Below are 11,744 nucleotides of genomic sequence, written 5' to 3' on the forward strand. Positions count from 1 at the left end.
TGCATGACCGTTCTCTGGAATCCCCAATGAGGAACGGTTCGACGCTAGACGCACGAGGCTACTCTCCCGTCGGTGACCAATATCTCAACGGGTTACGCGTTGATGGTTCAGAGTGTCCCCGGTAAGCTCGCCGCATGAATACCTCCATCGCCCCAGCTGCGGCCAGTCGTGGGCCGGCCACGCATGATGTCCGCGACCAGATCGTGGTCGCGGCGACCGAGCACTTCAGCCACTACGGATACGAGAAGACCACCGTTTCGGATCTGGCCAAGGCGATCGGCTTCTCGAAAGCCTACGTCTACAAGTTCTTCGAATCGAAGCAGGCCATTGGGGAGATGATCTGCGCCAATTGCCTGGCCAAGATCGAACAGGAGATCCTGCAAGCCATTGAGGGCGTTGACCCGCCAGCAGAGAAGCTGCGCAAGCTTTTCAGGGCTTCGGTGGAGGCGAGCCAGCGGCTGTTCTTCCAGGATCGGAAGCTTTACGAGATTGCGGAGTCCGCAGCGGCCGAGCGCTGGCAATCGGTGCTGGCATACGAAGAGCGGTTGCGTGCGCTTCTCCAGCAGATTCTCCAGCAGGGCAGGGAGTGCGGTGATTTCGAGCGGAAGACGCCTCTGGACGAGGCCACCAACGCCGTCTATCTCGTGCTGCGCCCCTATCTGAACCCGCTTCTGCTGCAGCACAGCCTGGACTACACCGAGCAAGCGCCCGCGCTGCTCTCGAGTCTTGTGCTTCGGAGTCTGTCTACCTGATAGTGACTATTGACTATTTTAGTCACTAGGCCCAGAGTGCCCGTCCAGACTGGATCGACGGGACTCCTATGCGCCACGTTGTTAAAAAAACATTAGCGATTGCTCTGGTGGGCGGTCTGGCAGGCTGTGGGGCCGAAGCCCCTGCTGATCCCAGGACAAAGGCTCCCCTGGTACGCACGGCGACGGTTGTCGGAGATCGCGCTCTTTCCCGCGCATTTACCGGGACGGTGGCAGCTCGGGTCCAAAGTGACCTTGGGTTTCGCGTTCCAGGCAAGGTGGCGCAGCGGCTGGTGAATGCAGGCCAGAAGGTCCGGCGCGGTCAGATCCTGATGCGCATCGACCCGGCCGATCTGCAACTGTCGGCGCAGGCGCAGCAACAAGCCGTCGTGGCCGCGCAAGCACAGGCCAGGCAAGCGATCGCGGATGAGGCGAGGTATCGCGCTCTGCGGGGTACCGGCGCAATCTCCGCCTCGTCATACGACCAGAGCAAGGCCGCAGCCGACGCGGCTCGTGCCCAGCTCAGCGCGGCCAAAGCCCAGGCCCAGGTAGCCAACAACGCCACGCGCTACGCCGAGCTTCTCGCCGATGCGGACGGCGTAGTGATGGAAACGCTGGCCGAGCCCGGGCAGGTGGTGAGCGCCGGCCAGCCTGTTGTGCGCTTGGCTCGTACAGGAGAGCGCGAAGCCATCGTGCATCTGCCTGAGACGCTGCGCCCGGCGCTGGGCTCGGTCGGGCAGGCGATGCTCTATGGCAGTCACCAGGCTCCAGTCCCCGCCAGGCTCCGGCAGCTCTCGGATGCAGCCGATCCCCTGACTCGGACCTACGAAGCCAGATATGTCCTCGATGGTGCGCTCGCAGAGGCACCCCTGGGTGCCACTGTCACGATCGACATCGCCGATGGCACACAGTCCACGGCAGCGTTGCAGGTCCCGATCGGCGCCTTGTTCGATCCCGGGCAAGGGCCCGGCGTCTGGGCGCTGGAGGGTAAACCCGCCAAAGCCGTCTGGCGCCCCGTCCAGGTGCTGGGACTCTCGGATGACACGGCGCAGGTCAAGGGCAACCTCCGGGCAGGTCACCGGGTGGTGTCGTTGGGCACGCACCTACTCAAGGACGGCCAGATCGTTATCCCGATGGCTGGGCCGAAGGAAGCCTTCTCCGGGGCCCGGCCATGAGCGAGGGGCGCTTCAATCTTTCGTCGCTCGCCGTCCGCGAGCGTTCGATCACCGTGTTCCTTCTGTTCCTGATCTCGGCGGCGGGCGTCCTTGCGTTCTTCCAGCTGGGTCGCGCCGAGGACCCGCCCTTTACGATCAAGCAAATGACGGTCGTAACGGCATGGCCGGGAGCGACGGCGCAGGAAATGCAGGACCTGGTCGCCGAACCACTGGAAAAGCGGCTGCAGGAGCTCAGGTGGTACGACCGCTCCGAGACCTATACGCGTCCTGGCCTGGCTTTCACGATGGTGTCCTTGCGCGACGCCACGCCGCCTTCGCAGGTACAGGATGAGTTCTATCAGGCGCGCAAGAAGCTGGGCGATGAGGCCAAGAGATTGCCCGCCGGCGTCATTGGGCCGATCCTCAACGATGAATACGCGGACGTGACATTCGCACTCTTCGCCCTCAAGGCGAAGGGTGAGCCGCAACGACTGCTGGTGCGTGATGCCGAAGCGCTGCGTCAGCAGCTGCTGCACGTGTCCGGGGTCAAGAAGGTCAACATCATTGGCGAGCAGCCCGAGCGCATCTTCGTCTCGTTCTCCCACGACCGACTGGCCACCGTGGGCGTCAGCCCGCAGGAGATCTTCACCGCACTCAACAGCCAGAACGTGCTGACCCCCGCGGGCTCCATCGAGACCCGTGGACCGCAGGTCCTCGTTCGCGTCGAGGGTGCTTTCGACAGTTTGGAGAAGATCCGCCAAACACCGATCGTAGCCCAGGGACGCACGCTGAAACTCTCGGATGTGGCCACCGTCGAGCGTGGTTACGAGGATCCGGCCACCTTCCTCGTCCGCAACAACGGCGAGCCGGCGCTCCTGCTGGGGGTCGTCATGCGCGACGACTGGAACGGCCTGGATCTGGGCGAGGCACTGGAAGCGGAGGTCACCAAGATCAACGCGCAGCTGCCCTTGGGTATCTCGCTCACCAAGGTCACCGATCAGGCCGTGAACATCGGTTCAGCGGTCGACGAGTTCATGGTCAAGTTCTTTGTCGCGTTGCTCGTGGTGATGGTGGTCTGCTTCATCAGCATGGGTTGGCGCGTCGGCATCGTGGTTGCAGCTGCCGTTCCCCTCACCCTGGCCGCCGTGTTCGTCATCATGGCGGCCACTGGCAAGAACTTCGACCGCATCACCCTGGGCTCGCTGATCCTGGCATTGGGACTGTTGGTGGACGATGCCATCATCGCCATCGAGATGATGGTGGTGAAGATGGAGGAGGGATACAGCCGTGTCGCCGCCTCGGCGTACGCCTGGAGCCATACCGCCGCGCCCATGCTGTCGGGGACGCTGGTCACCGCCGTCGGGTTCATGCCTAACGGCTTCGCACGCTCCACGGCCGGCGAGTACACCGGCAACATGTTCTGGATCGTGGGTATCGCCCTGATCGTGTCCTGGGTGGTGGCGGTGGTATTCACGCCCTACCTGGGCGTGAAGCTGTTGCCGGACATCAGGAAGGTCGAAGGTGGGCACCAGGCCATCTACAACACCCGCAACTACAACCGCTTCCGCGCGTTGCTGGGGCGGGTGATCGCGCGCAAATGGGTAGTGGCGGGTGCAGTGGTCGGGTTGTTCGCGCTGGCTGTCGTCGGCATGGGCCTGGTCAAGAAGCAGTTCTTCCCCACCTCCGACCGACCGGAAGTGCTGGTCGAGGTGCAGATGCCCTATGGCACCTCCATCCAACAGACAAGTGCCGCGGCGGCGAAGGTCGAAGCCTGGCTTGCGAAGCAGGAGGAAGCCCGCATCGTCACGGCCTACATCGGGCAGGGCGCTCCGCGCTTCTTCCTGGCAATGGCGCCCGAACTGCCCGACCCGTCGTTCGCCAAGATCGTCGTCCTGGCTGGCGATGACAGGGAGCGGGAAGCCCTGAAGTTCAGGCTGCGCGAGGCGATCGCCGACGGGCTGGCACCCGAAGCGCAGGTGCGTGTCACCCAGATCGTATTCGGCCCTCCTTCACCGTTTCCTGTGGCATACCGCGTCATGGGGCCGGAAATCGGCAAGTTGCGCGAGATCGCTGAAGAGGTCAGCGGCGTCATGCGTGCCAGCCCGATGATGCGCACGGTCAATACGGATTGGGGCCCTCGTGTACCCACGCTGCATTTCGTGCTGGATCAGGACCGACTCAACGCTGTGGGCCTGACCTCCAACTCGGTGGCGCTGCAGTTGCAGTTCCTGCTCAGTGGCGCACCGCTTACCGAAGTGCGCGAGGACATCCGCTCGGTGCAGGTGGTCGGCCGTGCCGCAGGCGACACGCGCCTGGATCCGGAAAAGATCGCGGACTTCACGCTGGTCGGCGCCGCCGGCCAGCGCATCCCGCTTTCCCAGGTGGGCACCGTGGAAGTGCGCATGGAAGACCCGATCCTGCGGCGCCGCGACCGCACGCCCACCATCACGGTGCGTGGCGACATCGCCGAGGGGCTGCAACCCCCGGATGTGTCCACGGCGGTCCTGAAGCAACTGCAACCGGTGATCGAGCGGCTCCCGCCGGGCTACCGCCTTGAGCAGGCCGGTGCGATCGAGGAATCGGGCAAGGCGACTACGGCAATGCTGCCGCTTTTCCCGATCATGATCGCGCTCACGTTGCTCATCATCATCCTGCAGGTGCGATCCATCGCAGCGATGATCATGGTGTTCGCCACCAGTCCGCTGGGACTGATCGGCGTGGTGCCGACATTGATCGTCTTCCAGCAACCATTCGGCATCAATGCCCTCGTCGGACTGATCGCCTTGTCAGGCATCCTCATGCGCAACACGCTGATCCTGATCGGGCAGATCCATCACAACGAGCAGGAGGGTTTGAGCCCGTTTGATGCCCTTGTCGAAGCCACGGTACAGCGGGCGCGGCCGGTGATCCTGACCGCGCTGGCCGCGATCCTGGCCTTCATTCCACTAACGAGCTCGGTTTTCTGGGGAACGCTGGCTTACACCCTGATCGGCGGCACCCTGGCGGGAACCGTCCTGACGTTGGTTTTCCTGCCGGCCATGTACTCGATCTGGTTCAGGATCAAACCGTCCTCCTCCATCGACACGGACGAGCGCGCGCTCGCCGCTGCGCACTGACGCACCCCAAGCACGTCGCATCAAGACCACCAAGGAAGCAAGCATGGAAAAGAAGACCGTTCTCGTCACCGGCGTTTCGTCCGGCATCGGCCGTGCCAGTGCCAGGGCGCTGGCGGATGCGGGCTGCAAGGTGTATGGCAGCGTACGCCAACTCGAGCGCGCGGAGCCCATCAAGGGGGTAACGCTGGTACAGCTGGACGTTCGCGAGCAGGCAAGCATCGACCATGCCGTTGCCGGGATCGTTGCGGTTGAAGGCTGCATCGATGTGCTGGTGAACAATGCAGGTCAGAACCTGATCGGGTCCGTCGAAGAGACAGCGATCTCGGAAGTCGAGTCGCTGTTCGACACCAATGTGTTCGGCATGATGAGGACGATCCGTGCCGTGCTGCCCCATATGCGTGCGCGCCGGGCCGGGCGGATCATCAACGTCAGCTCGGTGTTGGGGTTCCTGCCGGCGCCCTACATGGGAGCCTACGCGGCGAGCAAGCACGCAGTGGAAGGCCTGTCCGAGAGTCTGGATCACGAACTGCGGCAGTTCGGCGTGCGGGTCACGCTGGTGCAGCCTTCCTTCACCAACACCGGCTTCCAGACGAACACGCAGTTGGTGCGTACGACGGTTTCCGACTATGACCGGGAGCGTGACCTTGCGCTTGCTGCAGTGATCCGGGCATCCAATGACGCCGCTGACGCGGCGCCGGTGGCCGACACCATCGTCCAGGCCGCACTCGGCAAGTGGAAGATGCGGCGTGCTCCCGCCGGACAAGCGTCGTTGCTGGCGAAGCTGCGCCGCTACATGCCTTCCGGTCCCGTCGACGCAAGCCTGCGCAAGACGTTCGGGCTCGCCTGAGCACAGGGGCGTGAGATGAGACGCCGTGCTGCAAGAGGCGCAACCGGTCCCGTCGTCGAATCGATCCGGCGATGGGCATGAGCGCATCGTCCAGGCGCTGGGAGCGCGTGCGCGCCCACACGCGGGCCTGCTTGCTGGAGGCGGCGGCTCAGGCGTTCGAGGCGTCCGGCTATGACGACACCTGCATGCATCGGGTCGCGGAGATTGCAGGGTTCACGAAGGCAACCGTCTACGCGCACTACCGGGACAAAGCCTGCCTGTTCGCGGCCGTCATGGAGCTGCACGCTTCGAACTTTCCGTTGTCCATCATTCCTTCCCAGCCACTGCCCGGCCTGAAGGATGAGTTGGCGTATGTCGCGCTCGAAATTCAGAAGCTGGCCCAGGTGAATGCTTGCCGGCGCTTCTGCGCGACGCTCCAGCGGTCCGCTGGCGGGGTAGCGTTCTATGCCGAACTCTGGAACGCGTATCTCGCCCCCTACCGGGCGTACGTCTGCGCGGCCCTGGTCCGCGAAGGCGTCGAAATGGCCGCGCACCATGCCGACCTCTATCTGCAGCTCATGCTGCAGGCGAACTCGCTGCAGGTCGCACAGCCTGCCGGGCCGAGCGCAGACGCAACGTTGACGTTGTTTCACCAGGCGTTTTCCCGGACACGCCCTGTGCGCGCGAATCCGTCTGTTGTTGGCACAGGCTCCAGCCACTGGCCAGGCAGTACCACGGAGCAATAGCGTTACCGGCATAGCTCGGGCACATATTCGAATAGCTCCCGCATGGGATGCGTCGCTATGCTCGAAAGCCCCAGAAGACTCCGGATCCTTCGACATGCGTCGAGTACTCCTTGCGATGTTCCTCGGCATCGCGATGCCCTGCGCGGCTGCCGACCAGACTTCACGCAGGATCGAGTTGGATGTCGACAAGGCCGTCGAGCCGGTGGATCGATTCTTCGCCCTTTCGGTGGGTTCGGACTACCCGGGAACATTGATCCGCGAGGACTCACAGGCCCACCTGGCGGTGGCAGCCGACGAGCTCGGGTTCGAGTACCTGCGTTTCCACGACCTGTTCCACGACACGCTGGGTACGGTCCGTCACGTTGACGGTGCGATCGTCTATGACTGGACCAGGATCGATCAGCTGTACGACGCGCTGCTGGCCAAGGGAGTCCGCCCATTCGTGGAGCTCGGCTTCACGCCCGCTGCGCTGAAGACATCCGATCAGTCGCTCTTCTACTGGAAGGCCAACACATCGCACCCCAAGCCCGCCATGTGGCGCCATCTGATCGACGCATACCTGCGGCACGTGATCGCCAGGTATGGCGTCGATGAGGTGCGCAGCTGGTATTTCGAGGTGTGGAATGAGCCCAATCTGAAGGACTTCTGGGAGGGCGCCGACCGGGATGCATATTTCGAGCTCTATGCCAATACGGCCAGAACCCTGAAGGCGGTGGACTCCCGATTGCGTGTGGGCGGTCCATCCACGGCGGGCGCGGCTTGGATCCCGGAGTTTCTGGCATTCTGCGATGAAGAAGAGGTGCCGATCGATTTCGTCACCACGCATACCTATGGCGTCGATGGCGGTTTTCTGGACGAACAGGGCGGGCAGGACACCAAACTGCTGAGTTCGCCCGGTGCGATCGTTGCGGATGTGCGCAGGGCACGGAAAGAGATCGATGCGTCGGCCTTCCCGGGCCTGCCCCTCTATTTCACGGAATGGAGCAGCAGCTACAGCCCCAGGGACGTGGTGCATGACAGCTACATCAACGCCCCCTATGTGCTGACCAAGTTGAAGCAGGCGAGGGGGCTGGCCCAGGGCATGAGCTACTGGGCCTATACCGATCTTTTCGAGGAGGCGGGCCCACCCCCGGCATCCTTCCACGGGGGATTCGGTCTCATGAATCGTGAGGGGGTGCGAAAGCCGACGTGGTTCGCCTACAAGTATTTGAATCAGCTCACGGGGCGCGAAATTCCCACGAACGATGAGTTGGCATGGGCATCCGTGGATGAAAGGAAGATCACGATACTCGCCTGGGACTGGCAACAACCCGTCCAGGACGTCAGCAACAGGCCGTTCTATACCCGCAAGCTGGTCGCCAGACCGGCGGTACCGCTCTCTATCCATCTGAAGAGCATCCAGCCGGGGAGCTACCGGTTGAAGGTGCATCGCACGGGATACCTCAAGAACGATCCTCTGTCGGCTTATATAGACATGGGCCTGCCGTCGGACGTGAGTGCAGTGCAGCTGAACGCCCTGAAGTCCGCTACTTCCGATCAAGCCGAGCAGGACAGGATGTTGCGTGTAGGCAGCGACGGACTTCTCGACCTCGATCTGGCGATGCGAAGCAACGACGTAGTCCTGGTCACTTTGGAGCCCCTGGAGAGATAGGCTGCCCCTGCGTTCATGCGCTCTTCGCCCTCATGTTGACGTTGGCTCAGATGACAACGTTGGCGCCCTTACGAAGGCGATCGAGGATTCGCTGCAAGGACCGGTAGCTCCATGTCAGCTCATGGGTCGGAGCAGACATTCGGCGTGCAAGGTCTGGCCCGAGAATCGTCACTCTTCGCGATGCAGTCGGCGCCAGTTGCCCGCGACTCCTTGAGTCCGCCCGCTTCTTCAACGCGCCGGCACAGCTCCCCCTGGAAGCTGGAAGGCCGGGCGTTCGCAGTGGGAAAGCAGAACCATGTCCGTGTCCGGCCACATGGAACGTTGGATCAGCGGGTCAGGGATCCGGGAACCCGAGGGACGACGACAATCCACGATGGGCCGCGGCCTGCGCGAGCAACGTGTTGGCCTTGGCTTCGAATACCTGGATCGCGTCCGTGCCCGCCGCAAACCTTCCCGGAGGGTCATCATGACGAGCGAGTTGCACCAGCGCCTCGGCGAGTCTCGTCGGGTCTCCGCCCTGCTTGCCATTCATGCCGGTCCAGGCGGCTACCGTCTCGGCGGTGCGCGCTGCGTAGTCGTCGATGGATCCTGCGGCGTATGTGGTCGACTCCGCCGTCAGCAGCTCGGTGCGGAAGAAGCCCGGCTCGACAAGCATCGATCGGATACCGAACGGTGCCACCTCCAGCGCCAATGACTCGATCCACCCTTCAACGCCGAACTTCGCGGCGGCATACGCCGAGCAGAACAAACCACCGGCGATGCCCGCCGTCGAGGAAATCGTCAGCAGCAAGCCCGCGCGTTGCCTGCGCATCACGGGCAGCGCCGCACGGGTCACGTTCATCGGGCCGAACAGCAGGGTCTCGATCTGGCTCCGGACCTGGGCAGAACTGAGTTCCTCGAAGAAGCCCGCAAAGAAATTGCCTGCGTTATTGACCAGCACGTCAATGCGACCAAATCGCTCCACTGCACTGGCTACTGCGTCCCGTGCCTCGGCCTCGCTGGTCACGTCGAGGCGGACGCAATGCAGATCCGGGTTCGGCCCTATCGCGACCTCGACTTTGCCAGCATCACGGCCCGTGGCGACGACGGCGTCGCCCTGCGCGAGTGCCGCCCGGGCGATCTCGAGGCCGAGGCCGCGGCCCGCCCCGGTGATGAACCAGATCCTGCTTGTCATGAGGCGCTCCAATGATTGGGTTTCGTTGTCAGATCGTGCTGGCGGGCCATCCGTCGATCGCTCGCATGTGCGCCTCGCCCATCCGGAGCCCATGCACCGTCATCAGGGCGTACGCCGATTCCAGTTCGTGGAGGTCGGCCGGCGACAGGCTGACATCCAGAGCCGCCAGGTTTTCCTTCAGGTGATCCTCGCGACGAGTGCCGGGAATCGGGACGATGAACGGCTTCTGGGCCAATAGCCACGCCAAGGCAAGCGCGGCAGGTGTCGTGCCTTTGCGCGTTGCGACGCGCTGGATCAATGCGAGCACGGGCAGGTTCTTCACCCGGTTCTCCGCCGTCAGCCGCGGGAACTGCGAGCGAAGGTCCTTGTCAGGATCGAAGCGGACGTCGGCCCCCAACTTTCCGGTCAGGTACCCTTGTCCCAGCGGACTCCACGGTACGAAGCCGATGCCCAGGTCCTCGCAGGCTTTCAGGACGCCGTTGCCCTCCGGTCCGCGGAACCAGAATGCGTACTCGCTCTGCACCGCGGTAACCGGCTGCACGGCATGCGCTCGGCGGATATGGGGGGCGCTTGCCTCCGACAGGCCGAAGTGCAGCACCTTTCCCTCGGCAATCAGATCCTTCACCGCGCCCGCGACATCCTCGATCGGCACCGACGGGTCGACGCGGTGCTGGTAGTACAGGTCGATGCGATCGGTGCGAAGGCGCGCCAACGAGCCTTCGACGACCTTGCGGATATGCTCAGGACGGCTGGTAACGCCGCCTTTCTCCAGGTCGAAGCCGAATTTGGTCGCGATGACCACTTCGTCGCGGAACGGCGCGAGCGCTTCACCGACCAGGCTCTCGTTGGTGTACGGGCCGTAGACCTCGGCGGTATCGAAGAAGGTCACGCCCTGCTCGCGCGCGGCGCGAAGCGTCGCAATGCCCTGCGTGCGGTCCGCGGGCGGTCCGTAGTTGGCGCTGATGCTCATCGCGCCGGCACCCATCGCCGAGACGTGCAAGGTCCCAAGCTTCCTCGGCATCTTCCTGGAATGCGCGGCAGCGGCCTCCGATTTGGTGGCACTGGCGCTGGCGGTGTAGGCCGTTCCGAGGGACGCAACCGCCAAACCAGCGGCAGCCAGGGTGGAGTGGGCCAGGAATTCCCGGCGGTCGAGGTTGCAGGTGGGATAGCTCATGGGGGCACCTTTGCTGACGGATGCTGGACAAGGGCCGCCAGTGTCCGCCCCCGCCATCCGGAGGGATTGCCGGATCTGCCGGCGGTATTGCCTGGAATGACGAATCCCGATCAGGACGGGCATCCGGACGACGGAGGGCATGTACGCTTGGGCGGAAGCATCGAATGACGGAGATCCGCATGAGAACGCTGGAAGCAGAGACTTCTGCGTCACTGGCCGACCCGGCACGACTGGCCAGGGCCATCGAGCGGGTTGCCCGATGCGATGGCGACCACGTGACGGCTATTCCCTGTCTTTCGCTGCACCGTCGCAGCGCGCCCACCGAGCCGCTGCATTGCGTCTATGGCCTGGGCGTCGGCGTCGTTGCCCAGGGCAGCAAGCAGGTGCTGATGGGCAGCGAGGTCATCGACTACGCCCCCGGACAATCGATGCTCACCACCATCGATTCACCCGTCGTGTCGCACGTGGCGCACGCCTCCAACCGGGAGCCGTTCCTCGGTCTGTTCCTGACCCTGGATATCAGGCTCATCACGCAGTTGGCTTCCGATTTGGAGCTGCCGCCGCGCAAGCGAGAGCGCGCCTGCCGGTCCATCTCGGTCGAAACCTTGGAGGCGGCCCTGGTCGATGCGCTGGTTCGCCTCGTAGGATTGCTGCATGAGCCTGCGCTGGTGCAGGCGCTTTCGCCACTGATCCAGCAGGAGATCACCGCCCGGCTGCTGGCCGGCCCTCATGGCGGGTACCTCCAGGATCTGGTGGCGACCGGGTCGCCCAACCAGCAGATCGCCAAGGCCGTCGCGTGGTTGAAGCGCAACTTCAAGCAGCCCTTGCAGGCCGACGCGCTAGCGAGCCGGGTGCACATGAGCCCTTCGACGTTTCGCCAGCACTTCCGTGCCATCACCGGTACCAGCCCGCTGCAGTTCCAGAAACAGCTCCGGCTGCAGGAAGCGCGGCAGTTGATGCTCAACCAGAACCTCGACGCCAGCAATGCGAGTGGGCTCGTGGGCTACGAGAGCCCGTCGCAGTTCAGTCGCGAATACAGCCGTCTCTTCGGCGAACCGCCCCAGCGCGATGTCAAGCGCATGCGTTCTGCTTGATGGAGTGTCCGCGTCTGTCCGTGGATTCGGCTGATCGATGCAACATGCGGAACGCTGCGC

At 63.8% G+C, this 11,744-nt stretch carries 9 protein-coding genes; 7 read left to right on the plus strand and 2 right to left on the minus strand.

Annotated elements, in window-relative coordinates; genetic code table 11:
• Positions 1–134: 134 nt before the first annotated feature.
• The 6 genes from AC3DET_RS07685 to AC3DET_RS07710 all read left to right on the plus strand — a co-directional run bounded on the left by AC3DET_RS07685 (position 135) and on the right by AC3DET_RS07710 (position 8,242).
• Complete coding sequence (locus AC3DET_RS07685) at positions 135–752, plus strand: TetR/AcrR family transcriptional regulator (protein WP_488391234.1); 618 nt, start codon at positions 135–137, stop codon at positions 750–752.
• A 68-nt stretch (positions 753–820) separates the two neighbouring features.
• On the plus strand, positions 821–1,924 hold the full coding sequence (locus AC3DET_RS07690) for an efflux RND transporter periplasmic adaptor subunit (RefSeq protein ID WP_446538738.1): 1,104 nt from the start codon (positions 821–823) through the stop codon (positions 1,922–1,924).
• Positions 1,921–5,019, plus strand: a complete 3,099-nt coding sequence (locus AC3DET_RS07695; protein WP_488391235.1) for an efflux RND transporter permease subunit — start codon at positions 1,921–1,923, stop codon at positions 5,017–5,019. Before AC3DET_RS07690 ends, AC3DET_RS07695 begins: the two co-directional genes overlap by 4 nt.
• Before the next feature lie 43 nt (positions 5,020–5,062).
• Positions 5,063–5,866, plus strand: coding sequence for an oxidoreductase (locus AC3DET_RS07700; RefSeq protein ID WP_488391236.1), 804 nt, complete (start codon positions 5,063–5,065; stop codon positions 5,864–5,866).
• A gap of 77 nt (positions 5,867–5,943) precedes the next feature.
• Positions 5,944–6,591 (plus strand): TetR/AcrR family transcriptional regulator, encoded by a 648-nt coding sequence (locus AC3DET_RS07705; RefSeq protein WP_488391237.1) that lies wholly within the window; start codon positions 5,944–5,946, stop codon positions 6,589–6,591.
• A 94-nt stretch (positions 6,592–6,685) separates the two neighbouring features.
• The gene (locus AC3DET_RS07710; RefSeq protein ID WP_488391238.1) at positions 6,686–8,242 is read left to right on the plus strand and encodes a GH39 family glycosyl hydrolase; all 1,557 of its coding nucleotides are present in this window, start codon (positions 6,686–6,688) and stop codon (positions 8,240–8,242) included.
• 334 nt (positions 8,243–8,576) lie between these two features.
• On the opposite strand, the gene AC3DET_RS07715 is transcribed toward AC3DET_RS07710, so the two are convergent.
• Positions 8,577–9,416, minus strand: coding sequence for an SDR family oxidoreductase (locus AC3DET_RS07715; RefSeq protein ID WP_488391239.1), 840 nt, complete (start codon positions 9,414–9,416; stop codon positions 8,577–8,579).
• Positions 9,417–9,444: 28 nt separating this feature from the next.
• A complete protein-coding gene (locus tag AC3DET_RS07720; RefSeq protein ID WP_488391711.1) occupies positions 9,445–10,437 on the minus strand; it encodes an aldo/keto reductase in 993 nt (330 codons plus the stop codon).
• Between the two features lie 317 nt (positions 10,438–10,754).
• On the opposite strand from AC3DET_RS07720, the gene AC3DET_RS07725 reads away from it, so the two are divergent.
• Complete coding sequence (locus AC3DET_RS07725; protein WP_488391240.1) at positions 10,755–11,684, plus strand: AraC family transcriptional regulator; 930 nt, start codon at positions 10,755–10,757, stop codon at positions 11,682–11,684.
• The last annotated feature ends 60 nt before the right edge of the window (positions 11,685–11,744 follow it).

Source organism: Pseudoxanthomonas sp. 97-1-1, from assembly GCF_057773125.1.